At 35.5% G+C, this 19,460-nt stretch carries 19 protein-coding genes; 6 read left to right on the top strand and 13 right to left on the bottom strand.

What is annotated here, in order from left to right:
- Positions 1 to 116 precede the first annotated feature (116 nt).
- Positions 117 to 455, bottom strand: coding sequence for a hypothetical protein (locus MKY04_RS03970; RefSeq protein WP_126295529.1), 339 nt, complete (start codon positions 453 to 455; stop codon positions 117 to 119).
- A gap of 165 nt (positions 456 to 620) precedes the next feature.
- Here MKY04_RS03970 and MKY04_RS03965 point away from each other — a divergent pair, with 165 nt between their 5' ends.
- Positions 621 to 1,088 (top strand): helix-turn-helix domain-containing protein, encoded by a 468-nt coding sequence (locus MKY04_RS03965; RefSeq protein WP_126295530.1) that lies wholly within the window; start codon positions 621 to 623, stop codon positions 1,086 to 1,088.
- Between the two features lie 191 nt (positions 1,089 to 1,279).
- Positions 1,280 to 2,914, top strand: coding sequence for an S-layer homology domain-containing protein (locus MKY04_RS03960; RefSeq protein WP_126295531.1), 1,635 nt, complete (start codon positions 1,280 to 1,282; stop codon positions 2,912 to 2,914).
- A gap of 860 nt (positions 2,915 to 3,774) precedes the next feature.
- Here the strand turns inward: MKY04_RS03960 and MKY04_RS03955 are convergent.
- Complete coding sequence (locus tag MKY04_RS03955; RefSeq protein ID WP_346235346.1) at positions 3,775 to 4,797, bottom strand: lipoprotein; 1,023 nt, start codon at positions 4,795 to 4,797, stop codon at positions 3,775 to 3,777.
- A 364-nt stretch (positions 4,798 to 5,161) separates the two neighbouring features.
- Here MKY04_RS03955 and MKY04_RS03950 point away from each other — a divergent pair, with 364 nt between their 5' ends.
- Entirely contained in the window at positions 5,162 to 6,757 is a 1,596-nt protein-coding gene (locus MKY04_RS03950) for a hypothetical protein (protein ID WP_346235345.1), read from the top strand.
- Positions 6,754 to 9,594 carry a DEAD/DEAH box helicase gene (locus MKY04_RS03945; protein WP_346235344.1) on the top strand — a complete coding sequence of 947 codons (2,841 nt, stop codon included), beginning with the start codon at positions 6,754 to 6,756 and terminating at the stop codon, positions 9,592 to 9,594. Before MKY04_RS03950 ends, MKY04_RS03945 begins: the two co-directional genes overlap by 4 nt.
- Positions 9,595 to 9,984: 390 nt before the next feature.
- Here the strand turns inward: MKY04_RS03945 and MKY04_RS03940 are convergent, their stop codons facing one another.
- Positions 9,985 to 10,386, bottom strand: coding sequence for a single-stranded DNA-binding protein (locus MKY04_RS03940; RefSeq protein WP_346235343.1), 402 nt, complete (start codon positions 10,384 to 10,386; stop codon positions 9,985 to 9,987).
- 254 nt (positions 10,387 to 10,640) lie between these two features.
- Between MKY04_RS03940 and MKY04_RS03935 the strand changes: the two genes are divergently transcribed.
- Positions 10,641 to 11,069 carry a YwpF family protein gene (locus tag MKY04_RS03935; RefSeq protein ID WP_346235342.1) on the top strand — a complete coding sequence of 143 codons (429 nt, stop codon included), beginning with the start codon at positions 10,641 to 10,643 and terminating at the stop codon, positions 11,067 to 11,069.
- A 145-nt stretch (positions 11,070 to 11,214) separates the two neighbouring features.
- Here MKY04_RS03935 and MKY04_RS03930 read toward each other — a convergent pair whose 3' ends face one another.
- The 10 genes from MKY04_RS03930 to spoIID all read right to left on the bottom strand — a co-directional run bounded on the left by MKY04_RS03930 (position 11,215) and on the right by spoIID (position 18,467).
- Positions 11,215 to 11,622: a hypothetical protein gene (locus tag MKY04_RS03930; RefSeq protein WP_346235341.1), complete on the bottom strand. Its 408-nt coding sequence runs from the start codon at positions 11,620 to 11,622 to the stop codon at positions 11,215 to 11,217.
- A gap of 194 nt (positions 11,623 to 11,816) precedes the next feature.
- The gene (locus tag MKY04_RS03925; RefSeq protein WP_346235340.1) at positions 11,817 to 12,206 is read right to left on the bottom strand and encodes a hypothetical protein; all 390 of its coding nucleotides are present in this window, start codon (positions 12,204 to 12,206) and stop codon (positions 11,817 to 11,819) included.
- Positions 12,207 to 12,364: 158 nt separating this feature from the next.
- Positions 12,365 to 12,802 carry a 3-hydroxyacyl-ACP dehydratase FabZ gene (fabZ, locus tag MKY04_RS03920; protein ID WP_346235339.1) on the bottom strand — a complete coding sequence of 146 codons (438 nt, stop codon included), beginning with the start codon at positions 12,800 to 12,802 and terminating at the stop codon, positions 12,365 to 12,367.
- Positions 12,803 to 12,949: 147 nt separating this feature from the next.
- Positions 12,950 to 13,216, bottom strand: coding sequence for a DNA-directed RNA polymerase subunit beta (locus MKY04_RS03915; RefSeq protein ID WP_126295539.1), 267 nt, complete (start codon positions 13,214 to 13,216; stop codon positions 12,950 to 12,952).
- A gap of 44 nt (positions 13,217 to 13,260) precedes the next feature.
- Entirely contained in the window at positions 13,261 to 14,097 is an 837-nt protein-coding gene (locus MKY04_RS03910) for a flagellar hook-basal body protein (RefSeq protein ID WP_346235338.1), read from the bottom strand.
- 24 nt (positions 14,098 to 14,121) lie between these two features.
- The gene (locus MKY04_RS03905) at positions 14,122 to 14,958 is read right to left on the bottom strand and encodes a flagellar hook-basal body protein (protein ID WP_346235337.1); all 837 of its coding nucleotides are present in this window, start codon (positions 14,956 to 14,958) and stop codon (positions 14,122 to 14,124) included.
- A 69-nt stretch (positions 14,959 to 15,027) separates the two neighbouring features.
- Positions 15,028 to 16,026, bottom strand: a complete 999-nt coding sequence (locus tag MKY04_RS03900) for a rod shape-determining protein (RefSeq protein WP_126295542.1) — start codon at positions 16,024 to 16,026, stop codon at positions 15,028 to 15,030.
- 223 nt (positions 16,027 to 16,249) lie between these two features.
- Positions 16,250 to 16,504 (bottom strand): sporulation transcriptional regulator SpoIIID, encoded by a 255-nt coding sequence (locus MKY04_RS03895; protein WP_126295543.1) that lies wholly within the window; start codon positions 16,502 to 16,504, stop codon positions 16,250 to 16,252.
- 276 nt (positions 16,505 to 16,780) lie between these two features.
- Positions 16,781 to 17,437 (bottom strand): M23 family metallopeptidase, encoded by a 657-nt coding sequence (locus MKY04_RS03890; protein ID WP_126295544.1) that lies wholly within the window; start codon positions 17,435 to 17,437, stop codon positions 16,781 to 16,783.
- Positions 17,438 to 17,507: 70 nt separating this feature from the next.
- Positions 17,508 to 18,467 (bottom strand): stage II sporulation protein D, encoded by a 960-nt coding sequence (gene spoIID / locus MKY04_RS03885; RefSeq protein WP_126295545.1) that lies wholly within the window; start codon positions 18,465 to 18,467, stop codon positions 17,508 to 17,510.
- A gap of 312 nt (positions 18,468 to 18,779) precedes the next feature.
- Here spoIID and MKY04_RS03880 point away from each other — a divergent pair, with 312 nt between their 5' ends.
- On the top strand, positions 18,780 to 19,379 hold the full coding sequence (locus tag MKY04_RS03880; protein ID WP_346235336.1) for a hypothetical protein: 600 nt from the start codon (positions 18,780 to 18,782) through the stop codon (positions 19,377 to 19,379).
- Positions 19,380 to 19,460: the final 81 nt, after the last annotated feature.

Below are 19,460 nucleotides of genomic sequence, written 5' to 3'. Positions count from 1 at the left end.
TTATATCATACGAACTTCACACCATATTAATGATATAGTCTCCATACTTTTCTTATTTCAAACTTCTTGTTTTGTACGAATTTTAGCGATATTTGTATTATTTTGTAAGCTGCTCTTTATTTTTGATTTGGTCTTTTACGATAGCGTGTCAAAAGGAAAACTTGTGATGATGGAGAGGTTTGTATAGTAAGTGATTCCAATATGTTTAAAATAGCATTAGGGTTTACTTCTTTTAAAGATATATGTAACTTCCCTTTTTCAAAGTCAAAAATTAATTTTTCATAGGAGTAGCCATTGATTTCGATTTTACCAATTTCCTCGTAGCGATTAATTGAAGAATATTGAAGGCGTCGTTTCTTTTTAGGGTCGTTCAAAATTGTTAGTGTCCATTGAAATGCAGAGTTGCCTAATTGATAATTGCTCGTTTGCGGTATAGAAATTTCAAACATTACCATTGTCATTCCCCCATTTCATTTTACCTATTTCCTTTTTTTACAATTTATTGTAATAATTTTCCGAACCCTTTTCCTCTTTCCCCCCGGAGCGAAATATTTTACACTTATAATATAATAATTTCCCAATTTTGGATTAGGAATGAAATGCAGTGAGGCGGTGATGTTATGAACTTTGGCGAGCACTTAAGAGAATACCGTGAAGAAGAATTAAATATTACACAGGGCGAAGCAGCTTATCGACTTAAATTAGTTCCAAATACTTACTCAAACTATGAAAGGTGTCAACGTCCAATTCCTATTGATCTGCTGCCAAAAATTAAAGAAACGTTTAACATCCCAGATGAACAATTTTTAGATATGCTCCTCGATCGACCGCGCAACAAAAAGAAATTATCAGTAGAAGCTTTAACAATGCAAACTAAAGATTTGCGTGAACGTTACATCATAAGCTTCGGCGAATCCTATTTTGAGCTGCTTCAAGAATCTCCAGAGCTTCGGCAGCTGCTAGGATTCATCAAGGCACAAGATGCAAAAAAACGTCGCCTATTTCTAAACGCTATAAAGTCCATTTTGTTAGTATATGATGATGCACTTAGTAAAGGCGGTTCTGAATTAAATAAAGAAGAAAATTAACTTTTGCCTCCTATGCGAAAGTACTTTGAATAGGAGGCTTTTTTGAATGGTCATTTACTTAGTATTGAAAAGAGGATTGGGGGTTTTCAAGACTATGTTTCCAAAAAAATATAATATTACTAATTTCTTTTAACAAAGCCAAAATAATTATAGAATGGAACTAGGTCTAAATTAATTTTGGAGGATTTAATATGAAAACTAAGAAAAGTGGTAAGAACTTGTTTACAGCAGCTGCTGCTCTTACAGTGATTGCTTCAACGGTTACTCCAGGTGTAGCAAGTGCAGCCCAATTTTCAGATATACAAGGAACTTCACTTGAAGGAATAACAACCGAGCTAGTAGATATGGGAATAATTAGCGGTTATCCAGATGGAACATTCAAACCGAATAAAGATTTAACACGCTCGGATGTAGTAAAGCTAATCGGTAAATATTTAATTGTAAATGGATACAAAATTCCATCAGACTATAAAACAAAGATGCGTTTTACAGATTTAACTTCAAATTCAAACGATGAGCTTCTTCAGTACGCTGCATTAGTAAAAGACGAAGGTATTTTTAATGGGGATAATGGTAAATTAAATCCATCAGATAAAATAACACGTGAAAATATGGCAGTTGTACTTGTAAATGTACTATCGACAATTCATCAATTTGACTATACGACGTACGTTGACAATCAATCTTTTAAAAATGAGGTAGTAGATTTATATAAAGCGAAGGAAAGTGCACGCCCAGCTATAAATGTTCTAGATTATTATGATATAACGAAAGTTGAGCTTTTCAACCCGAAAAAAATTGTAACACGTGTCCAATTTGCTCAATTTCTATACAATCTAACAAAAATAAAAGAACCGAATCTTTCCGTAACTCAAGTTGATGTCATTTCAAATAACCAACTATTAGTTACACTTTCTGATCAATCTACACACTATGTTACGCTTTCAAACCCATTAACCGAGAACGTACAAGAAACGGTAGAGTTCGAAATCGATGGTATTCAATATAAGGCGGTTGTTGAATATGAAAAAGAGGAAAATGAAGAGCCAACTACTAATCCTGATAACGGATCAACAGATGACGATACTAAAATATCAGATTATAAAGTAGAAAGCGATGCGCTTCTATTTGCAGTTACTTCAGATGGTAAATTTATCGAATCAGATGATGCAAATATCCAAGTATTCGGCTTAATTGGAGACAATGAAGTTGAACTCCCTAGCAGTGCATATAATATAACTACCGATAGTAAATATTTAACAATTGAAGGAAACCGTGTAACTGCAAATCCCGAAGCAATTGATGCTGATGGTATTTTAGAAAATGAAACAGATAAATATGAGGCTGAGATTCGTATAACTATTAATGAAACTGGTGAAACAATTACACATAGCATTACTATTTCTCGGGAAAATGTAAAGGCTAGCGGTAAATTCGAGCTGATTGATAAAAATTCATTAAGTGAAAAATTATTAAAAGATATCGAAATTGATATTTCAGAAAATGATTTGCAATTAACTACTAGTGATTTGTTCAGTGAAATACTAGAAGAAGGCTTCTTTGAAATCGAAGACCAATATGGCAATGAGCCCCTATCAATTAATGCTTCTACTGGTGAAGTAATCTTCTTTGATGGCTCCTCAGATTATATTAGACCAATTATATCTGAAGTTAATTCATCAAATGATGACGTTGTTATTTCTTCAAACGGCACTAGCAGCACAACGATTAAATTGGGTGAAAACGGTCTAACTGAAGGAGATTCATTCACTCTTACACTAACAATTGATGATGCATCTCAGTCGATTAGGGTTTATATTAGATAGTTGAACTAGCGGTAACTTTAAGGAAATTAGGATTTCAAATAGAATTTTTAGAGCATGTTTTGAGTGAAAATTTTTCAAAGCATGCTCTTTTTTTGCGGCATGTTTTAAGATTTGCATGCTTAGAGCATTATAGGGATTTTTACGCGGTTTTAGGTGATATTTATGAGGTTTGTCTCTTTTTTACGCGGTTTCAGGCTATATTTACGCGGTTTGCCTCTTTTTTACGCGGTTTTCGGAATTTTTACGTACTTTCGCAGATTTTTTACGCGGTTTGTATTTCTAAATTTATTTTAAGTTCTTATCTATGTTTTAAAGTCACTTCTTTTTAGTAGGTCTGTGACTTTTTACGCGGTTTCAGGCAATATTTACGCGCTTCTCGGGGTTTTTTACGCACTTTCGGGGTTTTTTTACGTGATTTGAATTTTTGGAGGTATTTTGCGTTCTTATTTATTTTTTAAAATAACTCTTCTTAGCATGTCTGAGATTTTTATACGCGGTTTGCTACTTTTTTCTTTAGCATTGAAATCACCCATTTCATAAGTTTTACTTTTCTGTAAACAAATTAAAAATAGATTAATTTCCAAGTATACAAAGGCAATACTTCCTGTTTTATGATTGAGGTGATTAATGAGGAGAAGTAACGAATATACACCTTGCAAAAGTGGAAACATAGGCTAGCCCTTAAATAACGTAGTCTTTTGGCTTTTGCTCGTAAAGAGAAGTACAAGGTACAAGTATGCATTATAATAATCAACAAAGCTAATAAACCACTTATTGGGAGAATAATTCTCAAAAACATTAAGAAAATATCAATTTAATAAAAGACTAGGTTATTTGAACCTAGCCTTTTGAAAAGTCCTTTACTGACCTCCTTGCTCTTCCCACTTTGGCAATTCTTCACCGAAGTTATCAAAAATTGTAGACATCCTGTTTACTAATGCTTCATTGTAATGTTGACCTAAAATAACATCAATGCTATTATTATCCGCCTCATATTTTGCGATCACATCTAGAGAATGCTCCAGAGTATCTTCCCATATTTTTTGACTTTCATCTAAAAGTGGCGAAACGCCATCAAAATATTTTAGGATAAGGTCCATATTTTTCTCATACATCTCTTTGTCTTCCAAAAGATTTTGCCTTAAATCGTAATTGCTTGTAAAATTATCCACACCGCCGTTATCTTGATAATAAATACTAACCATATTTTCGACTATACCTTTTACATGTACACCTAAATCTGTATATGTGGGTTGCTTAGCCTGTTCTTCTGCTGGTGGCTCCAATTCTTCTGATGGTTGAATTTCAACATTTGTCTCATGGATTTTCCATTGGCCATTGTCTTTTAAATAAGTTGTATCAACAGTCCCACCGTCTTGTAAAAATTTTGGTTCATAAGTTGAATGGAGAGTAAACTCATTTTCATTATGAATTGTTATATCAACAGAATCTGCTTCTTTAGCCATACTAACTGTAAACGGCTGATCACACGCTACACAATGATTTGTAATATAGTCATAGTAATAGGATTCAATGTATTCTTCCGTCATATAGGGTTTTAAGCGATTAGTTAAATCATCTGCGATTTCTACATAACTGAGTTCAGGGTTCATCGTATAGAAATAGTCAAAGTTTCCGTAGTAATACATATCAACAGAGCCAACTATTTGATTAATTAAGTACAGGTTATAGTGATCAATTTCAATAGCTTTTTCTAAAGTAATCTCCTCTAAAGCTTTTTCTTCTGTTTGTTCGTTTAAATTACTTTCTTCTGTTTTAATTTCTTTTTGTTCTGAAGCAGCTGAATTCGTCATCTCTTCCTTTTCACTACTGCAAGCACTTAATAAAAATAAAAGCCCGAGAATATATATTATTCTATTCATAATCTCCTCCTTAAAATGTTAAAACATTAGGCATAAACGATTGCTATTAAAGAGGGAAGCTGGTGTTTTACTCGCACCCTTGTATTTTATACGTAGAGTTTAATAAATTATGAAAGTCACCTAGGGCATATTTTTAATTTGTATTATATTCATCTAGGAAATTAAATGTACGTTCTTTTTCCCATTAAGGCTCCCTCATCAATTTGCTTACAAAACACTTCGTATCATTCACCAAAATATCTCCACCTTAAAAATCTCCATTCAAAAATTTATAAGCAATCTTTGAGCAGACACAATCCTTTTGCTTATCAATCCTTATATTTCAAGTTATAATGGAAGGACAGACTTTTTTAGGAGCGATGGTATGGGGTTATCAGTTTCATCACTTGCGCATGAACATAAAAATTTTATTTTAGAACAACTTGAACAAATTGAGCGGACGTTGCATCCTTCAGTGACCGAAGATGAAGAGCTTGTACGCCGCGCATTGTTTGCCGTGCGAAACAAATCGGTTGTGTTCGAACGCTACATCCCAACAACGAGCGTTTTATATACTGCTGTCCAAGATGTTCGCCCGACAGAAGTAACGGTTCACTTCAATAGTAATGTCATTCAATGCAGCTGTCCTCAACAAGATTGGTGTCGTCATAAGGTCAGTGTAGTTCTTTCACTCTATCAGTACCTGGATTCTGTCCAAGACTGGTCGGCGAAATGGCGTGCCAAGAAGGGTGTTAACTTGCATTTACTAGCATCTAACCGAACACCGGAAAACTGGCTTAGAATGGTCAATGAAGTGATGGCGCATTTATTGCCTGAAGGGCGTCAAATTGAGCAATTCCTCATTTCAAACATTGCTGAAAATGCACTTAGTAAATTAAAAAAGCACTTGCCTTTTGAACGGGAATGGCAGCCGATATACAACCTTTTTATGGAAGTAGCCGTGCTTAATAAATTATGGCAACATATTTTTCAAACTGATACGAATTTAAAAAATGATTACTTTGAATACTTTTTTGATAGAAGATTTGAAACGATTCAAAATTATGTACATGAAATCTCAGGAAAATCCCGTCTTTTTGCAACTGATCCTTTTTTTGATGTGTTGCAATCATTAGTTCGAGAGCTTTTACTTGAGCAAAAAGAGTATATTAGCAGAAGACTGAACTTATATTTATTATTTTGGGATACTATATTTATCGAAAGAAAACGGATTGAAGAAGAATGCGATATAATTCAAAACCTTATTGAAAGTCCTTCGTCAAATCCAAATTTAAGTGAAGATGTTCCACTTCCAACAGTGCTCGCTCTTTTTCATATATTACTTAAAAACTACGATGAATTAAGAGAAATTTTAACTACAATTCGTCCAGAACAGTTAGATATTTATTTTGGTTTAGCAAAGTTTTCATTTTCACATAATGATGAGGTTGCTGGAGAAATGATTTTAAGGGCAACGGTTCCTCATTTAAATGAATTTATAAATAAATATCTATTGCCTCAACAGCGTCAAATGTCAGTACGTCGTATTAATTTATTATTTGACAATATTAAATTAACTGAGCATGAGGAATTAATGCTATATACCGCTTTTGGAGTTTACGGGGTTCAGCCTTACTCAAATTATTTATTAAAAACAAAACGATATGAGGATTGGGCAGCTCTTCATCAATTATACCCATCATCCATTTCTTACTTAGAGACTTGTGGTTTAAAAGAAGTACTGGATGAGGCGCCAGAAGTAACCCTTCCACTTTATCATTACTATGCACTTGAAGAAGTGAAACAAAAATCACGTATGAATTACAAGCAAGCAGTTCGTATTTGGAAAATGATGAAGTCCGCAGCAAAAAAGAGCGGTAAAACAAACTATTGGGCAGACTATATCCAAACTGTGCGTGAGCAATATAAACGTTTGAGAGCATTACAAGAAGAATTAGAGAAAGGAAATTTACTGGTATGACAGATATTCAATTTACAACACCATTTACGAAGTTACTTCGGTTAAAGCTCGATGAACAACAACCAGGTTTCTTTTCTGTTGCAGCAGTAAATGAAGATGGTTTGATTCTTCCTACCACGGACTGGTCGCATTATTTATTTTATCGCTATGAACCGAACTTTTATGGGTTAAATGGAACTATTGAAGATAATGAAATTAGATTGACAGTCTCAGAATTAATGGATTTATTTTCTCCAGCATACCAACATCCGTTTATTCAACAAACCGGAGCGGATGAACAATCAAAATTGCTCCTTTCTACCATAAATGCACTTCAGCTAGTTTGGAACAATAGTGCACTTTGGGATTATGCTGTCATACAAGAAGATGAAGGGACAGTCAATATAGCGTTTGATTTACCTGCACAATTTGCTGAAGATGAGTTTGTTCAAAAAGCCTATGGAAAATTTGAGGTTAAATTAGATGAGTGTGCTTCAATTCTTACTACTGCTGTTATACAAAAGCTAGCATTCGCTGGATTAACAGTAGGAGATATACCAGCCTTACTACCTTTCTTTAAAGATGGTGGTTGGCCATTGAATAAAGAGCGATCAGTCGGCAATGTAAAAGTTGCACTCCGATTAAGCGAGCCTGAAGATACATCATCAGAATGGCTTCTTGAAACAGTTTTAAGCTCGGTAAAAACGCCAAAACTTTGGACTCCTGCTGTTAGAAAACGTCGTTTGCCTATTGAACGGGCACTCCCTGATAAGTGGTTGCCGTTTGCAGATGATATTACTAATTTACAAAAACAAATGTTGGAATTAATGGATTTAAGCCATTCCAACGTTACATCTGATACATTTCTACACGTTACATTAGAAGAATCAGATATTCGAAAACTTTTACGGGATGACTTTGCAAAGCTTAGTGCACTTGGGTTTGAAGTTATCCTCCCTGCTTGGTTAAAAGAATTAAAACAAACAAAAATGCGCGTTCGTGTAAGTGCAAGTAATCAATCTCAACGTTCTGTCGCAGGCTTAGATGATATTTTATCATTTAAATGGCAGCTTTCAATTAATGGTGAGGAAATTAGTCCTGAAGAATTCCGAAAAATTGTAGATGAAAATCGTGAATTTATACAAATTGGCAATGAATGGTTCCGAATGGACGCAAATTGGATGAATGAAATTCGCGAGCTAATGGACCAAGCTGAAAAGGAAAACTGGACTGTTCGCGAATTATTGTTCCGTGAGCTTCCAGAAGAACTATCTGCCCCAGTTGAGGAAGAGGAAGATGACGAACGTGACGATCCTTTATTTGCATTTGAAATGCAGCGCTCATTAAAAGATTATGTGGATCAGCTGCAGCATAAAAAAGGGCTGCCTCACGTTCAAATTCCGAAAAGTCTACAAGCACAGCTGCGTCCTTATCAGCAAGAAGGATTTGAGTGGCTTGCTTTTATGCGTGAACAACAATTTGGGGCTGTTTTAGCCGATGATATGGGACTTGGTAAAACCGTTCAGTTAATAAGCTATTTGCTTCATACGTACGACTCGTTAAATGAACATCAGCCAACATTAATTATTTGCCCTACCTCTGTTTTAGGGAACTGGCAAAAAGAATTATCCCGTTTTGCGCCAAGCTTAAAAGTGCATACTCACTATAGCTCTTCTCGCATAAAAGACGAAGCGTTTACTAAATTTATTGAAATAGAGCAGCCAAAAGTTGTGTTATCTACTTACGGAACAATTTCTCAAGATATTGAGTTTTTACAGTATATAGATTGGGCTACAGTAACGTTAGATGAAGCCCAAAATATAAAAAATATGCAAACTCTTCAATCTCGTGCAATCCGTAAGTTACAAGGAAAACACCATATTGCCTTAACGGGAACGCCTATTGAAAATCGACTTTCTGAATTGTGGGCGATTTTTGATTTCATTCACAAAGGCTATTTAGGCAGCTTCGGAAAGTTTCAGGAGCAGTTTATTGTTCCGATTGAACGTGATGAATCTGAGCGGCATAAACAGATTTTACGTTCTAAAATTCGTCCATTCTTGTTAAGACGTACGAAAAATGATCCAGATCTAATGCTAAATTTACCTGATAAGCAAGAAAAGAAAGAGTTTTGTGCTTTAACAAATGAACAGGCAGCACTTTACGAGGGGTATATTGAAGACACAATGGCTCAGCTAGAGGCAATGACTGCTTTTGAGAAAAAAGGCCGCGTGCTGCAAATGCTTAGTAAACTAAAGCAGCTATGTAATCACCCTGCCCTTTATTTAAAACAGCCATTTGATGATGCTAGAACTATGCTCAATCGCTCGGTAAAGCTGAAAAGAATTGTTGAATTAGCGGCAGAAATTGTTGAGAATGGAGAGCAATGTATCATTTTCACACAGTATATTGGCATGGGACATTTACTCCAGCATTGTTTCTCAGAGCTTTATGACATCGATGTACCTTTCTTAACGGGAAGTATGCCGAAACAACAGCGTGATCGATTAGTTGATGCATTCCAGGCCGGGGAGTTTCCGATTTTCTTACTATCACTAAAAGCTGGAGGAACAGGATTAAATTTAACAGCGGCAAACCATGTATTACATGCTGATCGATGGTGGAATCCAGCTGTTGAAAACCAAGCAACAGACCGTGCCTATCGAATTGGGCAAACTCAATTTGTTCAGGTGCATAAATTCATAACCATTGGTACGATAGAAGAAAAAATTGATAAAATGATTGAAATAAAATCTGCACTGTCAGAAGAACTTATTCAATCAAGCAATTGGTTAACAGAGCTACAAGAGGATGAGTTGATGGATTTATTGATGTTAGATACTGCTGTAGTGAGGTAACGTATCTCCCTTTAGCTATCCTACGAGATAGTTAAATAGTGGTATCTTCCCAATGGTCTTAACTTGTATACAAAGCTTATTAAAAATGTTTCAAGCTAGATTCTTTCCAGTAAAATAAGTTACTTGATTGAAAACAGAGTCGAGTTGGTATCGACTCTGTTTTACAGTCTCGTTATCCTTTTTCACTTTTCCAAAATTCTATATTCAGTTGTTAGTTCTCTACTTTTGAACCTTTATAGATGGCAGGTACTTATGTAGAGTTAGGAGAAATGGGATCACTACTGTGCGGTCAGCAGCAGTGATAAATTTATCAGCTCCCTTGCAAATTAATTTTTAACAAAATGCATACCTAAGAAATCTTAAACAACTTCCACAAGAACTTCCCATTTACTAAGGAACAGGCAATGCTTCATTTTTTTCAGGAAGTACAAAATGCTTTTCCACTTCCTGATTTTTATCACCTTGTTCAGAACGGGATTTTAATGCATAAAATCGGACATCATCGACAACAACTTCAGTAGTATACACTTTCGAATTTTCCTTATTTGTATAAGATCGTGATTGTAAACGGCCGTTAATTCCAATCAATGATCCTTTTCCGCAATATTGTACGATTCTCTCTGCAAGCCTTCCCCATGCAATGCAAAGAACAAAATCGGCATCAACATTACCTTGGCTATTTCGAAAGTTCCGATTAATGGCTAATACGAAGCTTGTTTGTAGTCGACTTTCAGTGAGCGGTCTTAAAACAGGATCCCTTGTTATTCGACCGACCAGTCCGACTTGATTCATTGAATCACCTCCTTCCATTTCCTTCGTCACTATCATAATTTGTAATGCGAAAACTGGCAAAATCTGAAAAATAGAAAGTTCCCCATTTTTCGACTTGAAATTTCCTTTTTCAAAAGCGGACAAATACTGCATTTTTCTTGTGGATATAGAAATGGTGAGTATTAAGGGATTTTTAATTGATATAGGCAAATAATAAATTTCACAATTTTTCTATGTTATACTTAATATAACTAAAATCTGCAGGAGGATAGTGAATGATGAAGACTTTTAAAATGCTCTCGTTTGATTTGATAAGTGAAAATGGAGGACAAAATATACCAATAATCGACGGGATTGTTATAAACCAAGAAAATAGTCATAAGTCTTGGATATTAGAGCTGTTTATTTCAAAAGAATTTCAATCTACATTTCAAAAGTTCAAAGCATCTGGTGAAATATTAGAAGTTCATGTCATCATTTCTTTTCCTGACAATGAACCTGCGCCATTCAAAGTGATTGTAAGTGACATCAGTGAAATCGGGGATCGCATTACGGTTTTATTAAAAGGAACAATTATAACTCAGCGAAATAAATATGCAGAACAGCTGCTAAAAATGTTGATAAATGAAAACTTGCCGAACGACGAATTGCTGCAACGCTTTAAACAAGGCATGCGCGAGCGTCCAAGGTTGAAGGAATCGTAATTTTAACGAACGGAGTAAGATACTCTTCTACAGCGGATCTTGCTTCCTGTTTTGATTACATGCTTTCACATCGACGACATTACAAAATCACATAGATCAAAAGAAAAGAAATCACCTCAATTTCAAAATTGAGGTGATTTCTTTATTATTCATCCTGAGCGTCACGATCACGGACATCCTTGTTGTCTTCAATGATGTCTTCTTGATTATCGTCTAGGATGCGTTCATCATTATTTTCTACAGTACCAGAAACGCCATTTTGACCAGCACCGTTGCTATTGGATGCATTATCATTGTCAACAGCACCATTATTTGTACCATTTCGATTGTCATCATCATTTAGTACACCGTCGTTGTTGTCATTCGTTCCATTATCATTATCATTATCTAGAACGTCATTGACACCTTCTTCGACATCATTAACACCTTGGTTGACACCTTCTTCAACATCATCAACTACATTGTCGTTATCATCAACGGCATCGTCATTATTGTTACATCCAACTAAAAATGCTGAACCAAGCATGAAGGCAAATACGGATTTTTTCCACATAAAAAACGTTCCCTCCTTTCAAGTTTTACACTCCATCACATACGGATGTGATTATTTATAGAGTGCCCGACAAAGGAGGGAACTATCCTAAAAAAGACGAGTCTATTTTAGATTTTCTTCAATATCCTGACATGGAAGAAAAAATCCTTTTTGCGACTTTTATGCATCAAAGGATAATGTAATGAGACAGGGTCTTATTTATTATTTAACTTTTCTTTTAATAATTGTTCAATATATGCAGCCTCTGCTTTACAACCATACGTATAGCTTGTACCAAGTTGTTTTTGCAGCTTTTCAATTGAATCAATTTGTTTTTTCGTCGGTTTTTCATTTAATACTTTTTCAATCGTTTCATCGATTTTTTTTGCAATCTCTTCATGGAACTCTGAGCTCACTAAAACTTCTTGAGGAACTTTGTCAAACCAAGCAGCATTTTCAGTAAAATATTTTTGCCAGTTTGCTACAAAGTCTTCCATCGAGAATTTTTCCTCATCCCAACCGATACTTGCTAAATATGATTCAAAAGACGTTGAGATGGATCTAGTGATGCTTATCTTTACGCCTGAAGATAACTGTTTATACATCTATTTTTTAACCTCCTACGTTTAAAAAGCAAAACTATACATAAACCTAATCGAACCTTTTTATTTTATATCCTTCGCCAATAAATTGCAAATTCGTGGCATTTCTAAACAATGTAGAACATATTAATATAAGTTTTATTGGTAAAGGATAAAAAACGTTACTTCGGTTGAACAGGTCCAATTGCAAATAAAATATCTGTTTCACAAACAAGTTCGCCATCAACTGTTGCTACAGCATGGCCTTTACCCATTGCTCCGCGCAGTTTGACAAATTCTACCTCTAATTTTAATTGATCTCCAGGGATTACCTGACGTTTAAATCGGCAATTATCAATACCAGTTAAAAATGCAAGACGTCCTTTAAATTCTTCTGATTTTAATAATGCCACGCCGCCTACTTGTGCAAGCGCCTCAACAATTAAAACACCAGGCATTATTGGATAACCTGGAAAATGTCCGTTAAAGAACTCTTCATTAATTGAAACGTTTTTGATACCCACTGCTCGTTTGCCTTCTTCGATTTCAATAATGCGATCCACTAATAAAAATGGATAGCGATGTGGTAAAATTTCTTGAATTTGATCAGCTGTTAACATTCACTTAAAACCCCCAAAATTTTTCAATATAAAAAAACAGTATAAAACTTCAACAATTGCTTAATTTAAATAGGGATAATCAAATACAGAAATTAGTTGCTCACATCTAACTAGGCATTAGAGTGAGCAACTAATAACTTATACTATCTATTCTTTCCCATTTACTATATCTAATATGTGCTGCCATGTTTTCCATTTTAGAGCATCTAACGGCTCACCGTCTCCAATAACGCCATATCCAATCATCAGCCCTGCACATGCTGCAATGAAAAGTAAGAGAAGGATAAAAACTAATCTTAACCATATTGGAAATAGACGAAAACTCATCCAACGTATAGATGTTTCCTTTGTTTTATCGCTTCTTTTTTGTTTTCTTTCTTGAGGGACGGAATTGGTTTTTGTTTCATTTGTCATTCACTTTTCCCCCTTTTAAAACACTGCTTTTAGTTGCAACATATTTAACGAATTCCGTTAATTAATCCTAGCATTTGATCGGCAATTGAAATTGCACGTGAATTGAACTGATATGAACGCTGAGCATTAATTAAGTCTGTCATCTCTTTTGAAAGATCAACGTTTGACATTTCAAGCTTGCCCTTTGCAATTCCAATTTCATTTCGCGCAGCACCTTGTAAATTTGTTAACACGTCACCTTGATTATATCCTAACTCATTTAAATTCGCAGGCAAAGCAATATATGTACCTGAAACATGCTCCATAACTTGAGGCTTTTGAAGTTCTGTAACCCCTAATTCAAAGCTTAGTGTTTCACCATCTTCATAGTTGACTAATAACATTCCGTCATTTGTTAAGTTGAAGTTTTTCACATTGTCAGGGAAGTATATCGCTTGCCCGTTAGAATCTGCTACTGCATAGCCATCCCCATTTACAAGCATAACCTGTCCATTTGCAACTGGTGAAACGTAAAAATCTCCTTGACGGGAGTACACGACACGTTGACCGTTTTCATCTGGCATAAGGATATTGAAATATTGTTTTTCTTTTGTAAAAGCAAGGTCTAAATCACGATCCGTATTCTGTAAATTACCTTGGGCATGGTTAGTTTGAATTTGACCTATTCTTGCTCCGACTCCGTAACGAATTCCAACAGGTGATTGTCGGACAGTTGTATCCATTTCATCATTGTTAAATTGTTGATATAAAAGCTCAGAAAAACGTGCTTCCTTAGTTTTATATCCTACTGTGTTGCTGTTTGAAATGTTGTTGCTTATTGTATCGATTTGACTTTGCAGCTGATTCAATGTGTTGCTAGCTGTGATCATTGTACGAAGCATTTATAATCCTCCACTCTTAGGTGATTAAACTCTGCCGATTTCATTAACAGCCTTGTCCATACTCTTGTCATATGCTTGAAGTACTTTTTGGTTTGCTTCAAATGCACGATAAGCTGTTAATAATTCTGTCATTGATTGTGCTGAATCTACATTTGAGCCTTCTAAATAGCTTTGTTGCATCGCAAATGTAACGCCATCTTGTCCATAGGCAGTTGGAAGATTTTCACCATCAACTGTTCGGAATAAACCATTATCTTGCTTTAACAATTCATCTGGATTTGCAGAGAAAGAAACTCCTAATGTTGCAACTTGCTGATTATTTACATAAATATTTCCGTCTTGCGAAAGCTGAAAATTATCATCTTGCAATTGAATACGTTGCCCTGTATTAGATAATACATACAGTCCTTGGCCATTCACTAAGTAACCCCGTCCATCTAATGTAAAGTTCCCATTTCTTGTATAAGCTTCTCCATCCTCAGGATGTTCCAGTCTGAAAAAAACCGTGCCTGTTTGACCAGATTCTTCATCGATAGGCATCGAGCCATTGATTAAAGCAAAATCAGTTGTTAGATTCGTTTCATAGATTGACCCTTGTGTATAGTTCGCAAGTGTTTCTTGCAGGTACACGCCTGTATTTAATGCACCTATTGGATCTTGATTTCGGATATTCAAGCCTTTTTCAGTTGGAATGTTTGTATCTCCGATTGCTGAAAGCAGCATATCTGGAAATGAACGAATTGTAGATTGATCTGCTTTAAAACCAGGTGTATTAGCATTTGCCATATTGTTTGTCAGTATTTCTGTTTTCCTTTGTTGTGCAATCATTCCTGTTGCAACAGTATAAAATCCTTTAAACAACCGAATTCACCTCTTTTTCAAATAAAGCTTGATAAAACTCCGTTTAAACTTATTGAATTATGTGATTTTTTAAATTCTAGAACCAGGTGAACGATCAATATTATCCAGCATTAAGCCCGTACCAATTGCTACACAGTCCATTGGGTTGTCCGCTATAAAAACAGGTACTTTTAATTCGCGAATTAATAATTGATCCATTCCGTGCAATAACGCTCCACCGCCTGTAATAATTACTCCACGATCGATAATATCTGCTGATAACTCAGGAGGTGTTTTCTCTAATACATTTTTCGCAGATTGTACGATTAATGACACGGATTCATGTAATGCTTTTTCAATTTCAGATGAATGGATTGTAATTGTTCTTGGTAAACCTGTTACCATATCTCGGCCACGAATTTCCATCGATTCGTTGCGGCTGTCTGGGAAAACAGTTCCAATATTAATTTTGATTGATTCGGCTGTACGTTCACCGATTAATAGTTTGTATTCTTTTTTTATGTATTGCAAAATGTCGTTATCGAAAACGTCCCCTGCTACTTTGATTGATTCGCTTGTTACGATATCTCCCATAGAAAGGACTGCTACGTCTGTAGTACCGCCGCCGATATCAACTACCATGTTGCCGCTTGGCTGGAAAATGTCCATTCCTGCACCAATTGCAGCTACTTTTGGTTCTTCTTCTAAGTATACTTTCTTACCGCCGGATTTTTCAGCAGCTTCACGAATTGCTTTTTGTTCCACACTTGTGATATTTGTTGGACAGCAAATCAATATGCGTGGTTTTGAAAACATTCCTTTTAAGTCTAGTTTATTAATAAAATATTTTAACATCGCTTCTGTTACATCAAAATCTGCAATAACGCCATCTTTTAATGGACGTATCGCAACGATATTTCCAGGTGTTCTTCCTACCATTTGACGTGCTTCTTCACCTACAGCAAGTACTTTATTACTATTTTTATCGATTGCAACAACAGAAGGCTCGTTTAGTACAATTCCCTTTCCTTTTACATAAATAAGCACATTTGCTGTTCCTAAGTCGATACCAATGTCTTTAGACAACATTATATTTCTCCTTCCTGCTATTTCCAACTTTTTCACGTTCAAGTATCTTTTATCTTTATCTTGAATATTTTATCATATTCGAATATTAATTACATCTTAATTTGTTAAGCAAATTTCCTTATTTAAGGAATATAGGGTTATTTTTCTACCATTTTTAGTTCTATGACTTTATACATAGTAAAAAAGCATTTAGTTGACTTTTAAAGCCAAACTAAATGCTCTTTCAGTGTTGTCGGGACTGCCACTTTTTACGTGTCGCCTCGCCCCCCCGCAAATGACGGATTGATTTGTGATATGCTAAAATTTCTTTTACCTCATTTGCTAATTGTTCATTAACTAGGAATAGTCGTTCAGTTAAATCTTTATGGACTGTACTTTTCGAATAGCCCGTCATTTTCGCAAGGACACGAACCGTTTCACCCGTTTCAATAAGCAGCTCTCCAAGCCGAACGCAGCGATGCCTAATGTGCTCGTGCACGTTCTCTTCCTTTCTATCGGATATAAGAATGTGCCGTTTTGCTAACGAGAGGTGTTTTTTTCAACATGTACATATTGCGAGTGTTTCATTGAAATTTTTGCAACTAGCGATTTAAACGTTTATTCACAATATGAGGTATTTCGGAAATTCAGAACCATTTTTAGTAAGAAAACTGCAAAAACGCCCATTAACCTCATTTAGACGTTGAAACTCCTGCAAGGTTGCAAGTGAAGCTTAACGCTTTTGAGGATATGGACGTTTTCTTAAGCAACTAAATTAAAAAGCTAGGTAATTTCTTGGATTTACATGTTCTCCATTTTCTAATACTTCAAAATGGAGGTGGATTCCAGCATTTGGATTCCATTCATTTTCAGTTGTAGTTGCCAATGGTTGACCTTGTACTACTGTATCTCCTTGTTTTACAAGGATATCTGTTACAGAGCTATATCGTGTCTCCATACCATTTGGGTGTGTGATTACAATCTGATTTCCAGTGAATGCATCAAGTTTTACTTCAGTAACTTCACCACTCATTGCAGCTAGTACTTCAAAAGGCTCGCCATTTACAGCTAGTGACACACCAGATGAGGTAGAGAATGTTTGGTTAAACACTAAAAGTGCATTTTCACGAGTTTCTGCATCAGCAGTTACATCGTAAAAGTCTTGTAATACTTCTACATTGTCTAATTGCTCTTCATTGAAAGGATATTTCAATGTTTCTACTTGAGCATTAGTTTCAATGACTGTTGACTCTTCAGAAGTATTTTCTTGTACAACTTCTTCCTCTTCTTCATCACCTATAATTGCATTATAACTGAAAATTAAACCGATTAGCACCACAGCAATTGCTGCATAGATCGACGGCCAAAACCACGGCTTTTTCTGCCAACTGTTTTTATTTGGAGAAGGTTTAAATTGTTTTTCTTCTCTCATGTTCATCACCTCTGATTGAAGTGTGAACAATATTTTACATTTCTAAACACATTTTGGAAAAAAATTTCTATTATTTACAACTTATTTTTTCAATACTTGTGTTTTTATAATAATGCTGCAATATTTCGTGTGCTGTTGCACCGTTGTCAGCCATGGCATCAGCGCCGTATTGACTCATTCCAACACCGTGGCCGTACCCTTCTGTAGTGACAACAATTTGTCCATTTTCGACATCTATTCTGAAGTCTGTCGAGCGCAGGTCTAGAAGTGTTCGAATTTCCCGTCCTGTCCACTCTTTATCCTGCATTGTAACTGTTTCTACCCTCCCTGTATCATTTCGTTTCAATCGTAAATTTTTAAAGTGATCGATTGTCCAATTTACATTCAATAGATGGTTCCATTCATTTAGGGTAAATACTTTTTCTGTTTCATAATTATCTGCATATTGGAAGTCTGAACTTGCTACTGACTGTAAATATGGAAGATCAGCTCCACTATAATTTTTTGCGCTTTCTGTCATTCCATTGCTCATCGAATGAAACATGGCAGTAATCAGTTCACCGTTGTAATTTATAATTTCCCCAGCCGTACTTTCAACTGCTTGTCTAACCTTCTTTTCGTATTCTTCGTAGGATGCTTCCCAATTTTCCTTTCTAGTATCGTCATCATAAAAAACTTGTTTCTCTACGGTTGGTTCAATTTGTTCTTGTCCAAAATTCGTAGTTTTTAAGACATATGTCCTTGCTGCAATGGCTTGTGCCTTTAATGCTTCGAGATTAAAATTTGCAGGCATTTCAGCAGCAACAACACCAATGACATATTCCTCAAGATCCATTGGTATGTCATTACCGCTGACAGTGATTGTAATTTCACATGCATTATCAACTATCTCGCGTGTTTCTGCAGCGGTTTGAGTATTATTTGGCTGCTCTGTTTGCCTAAAAACGAATGGGAAGAAAAAGAGTCCAGCAATAAAACAAAAAATTGATGCGACAATTAGTAAGGTTTTATAAGATTTTATTTTTTTCATACATATTACATATGATTTAGAGAGTGGAAATATTTCTAGATTGGTGAATTTTTTTGTTAAGTATGTGTTAATTGGAATTTAGGAGTGTTTTAAGTGGTTTGATAATTCCTTTGCGTAGATTCTTTTACGCGGTTTGTCTGTTTTTTTACGCGGTTTGCGGTACTTTTTACGTGGTTTCGCACTGCTTTTACGCGGTTTGATTAGTTTTTTACATGCTTTGATTTTTTTACGCGCTTTCTCTGCTTTTTTACGCGGTTTGCGGTACTTTTTACGCGGTTTCGCACTACTTTTACGCGGTTTGATTAGTTTTTTATGTGCTTTGATTTTATTATGCGCTTTCTCTGCTTTTTACGCGGTTTGCGGTACTTTTTACGCGGTTTCGCACTACTTTTACGCGGTTTGATTTGTTTTTTACGTGCTTTAATTTTTTTACGCGCTTTCTCTGCTTTTTTACGCGTTTTGCGATACTTTTTACGCGGTTTCGCACTGCTTTTACGCGGTTTGATTAGTTTTTTACGTGCTTTGATTTTTTTACGCGCTTTCTCTGCTTTTTTACGCGGTTTGCGGGACTTTTTACGCGGTTTCGCACTGCTTTTACGCGGTTTGATTAGTTTTTTACGTACTTTGATTTTTTTACGCGCTTTCTCTGCTTTTTTACGCGGTTTGCGGGACTTTTTACGCGGTTTCGCACTACTTTTACGCGGTTTGATTTGTTTTTTACGTGCTTTGATTTTTTTACGCGCTTTCTCTGCTTTTTTACGCGGTTTGCGGTACTTTTTACGCGGTTTCGCACTACTTTTACGCGGTTTGATTAGTTTTTTATGTGCTTTGATTTTATTATGCGCTTTCTCTGCTTTTTACGCGGTTTGCGGTACTTTTTACGCGGTTTCGCACTACTTTTACGCGGTTTGATTTGTTTTTTACGTGCTTTGATTTTTTTTGAGTTTATCTATTTTTTAGAAGTTTCATCTGTTATTTACGAACTTGATTTTT

This window comes from Lysinibacillus telephonicus (assembly GCF_039654155.1).
GTDB lineage: Bacteria > Bacillota > Bacilli > Bacillales_A > Planococcaceae > Ureibacillus > Ureibacillus telephonicus.
This window is presented reverse-complemented; position numbering and strand designations above follow the sequence as displayed.

Excerpts from the sequence above, each read along its gene's own strand:
- MKY04_RS03935 (WP_346235342.1), top strand. The coding sequence starts at position 10,641 with ATGATGAAGACTTTTAAAATGCTCTCGTTTGATTTGATAAGTGAAAAT.
- MKY04_RS03880 (WP_346235336.1), top strand. The coding sequence starts at position 18,780 with ATGTGCTTTGATTTTATTATGCGCTTTCTCTGCTTTTTACGCGGTTTG.
- spoIID (WP_126295545.1), bottom strand. The coding sequence starts at position 18,467 with ATGAAAAAAATAAAATCTTATAAAACCTTACTAATTGTCGCATCAATT.
- MKY04_RS03955 (WP_346235346.1), bottom strand. The coding sequence starts at position 4,797 with ATGAATAGAATAATATATATTCTCGGGCTTTTATTTTTATTAAGTGCT.
- MKY04_RS03890 (WP_126295544.1), bottom strand. The coding sequence starts at position 17,437 with ATGAGAGAAGAAAAACAATTTAAACCTTCTCCAAATAAAAACAGTTGG.
- MKY04_RS03930 (WP_346235341.1), bottom strand. The coding sequence starts at position 11,622 with ATGTGGAAAAAATCCGTATTTGCCTTCATGCTTGGTTCAGCATTTTTA.
- MKY04_RS03915 (WP_126295539.1), bottom strand. The coding sequence starts at position 13,216 with ATGACAAATGAAACAAAAACCAATTCCGTCCCTCAAGAAAGAAAACAA.
- MKY04_RS03910 (WP_346235338.1), bottom strand. The coding sequence starts at position 14,097 with ATGCTTCGTACAATGATCACAGCTAGCAACACATTGAATCAGCTGCAA.
- MKY04_RS03940 (WP_346235343.1), bottom strand. The coding sequence starts at position 10,386 with ATGAATCAAGTCGGACTGGTCGGTCGAATAACAAGGGATCCTGTTTTA.
- MKY04_RS03900 (WP_126295542.1), bottom strand. The coding sequence starts at position 16,026 with ATGTTGTCTAAAGACATTGGTATCGACTTAGGAACAGCAAATGTGCTT.
- MKY04_RS03945 (WP_346235344.1), top strand. The coding sequence starts at position 6,754 with ATGACAGATATTCAATTTACAACACCATTTACGAAGTTACTTCGGTTA.
- MKY04_RS03960 (WP_126295531.1), top strand. The coding sequence starts at position 1,280 with ATGAAAACTAAGAAAAGTGGTAAGAACTTGTTTACAGCAGCTGCTGCT.
- MKY04_RS03925 (WP_346235340.1), bottom strand. The coding sequence starts at position 12,206 with ATGTATAAACAGTTATCTTCAGGCGTAAAGATAAGCATCACTAGATCC.
- MKY04_RS03970 (WP_126295529.1), bottom strand. The coding sequence starts at position 455 with ATGGTAATGTTTGAAATTTCTATACCGCAAACGAGCAATTATCAATTA.
- MKY04_RS03965 (WP_126295530.1), top strand. The coding sequence starts at position 621 with ATGAACTTTGGCGAGCACTTAAGAGAATACCGTGAAGAAGAATTAAAT.
- fabZ (WP_346235339.1), bottom strand. The coding sequence starts at position 12,802 with ATGTTAACAGCTGATCAAATTCAAGAAATTTTACCACATCGCTATCCA.
- MKY04_RS03950 (WP_346235345.1), top strand. The coding sequence starts at position 5,162 with ATGGGGTTATCAGTTTCATCACTTGCGCATGAACATAAAAATTTTATT.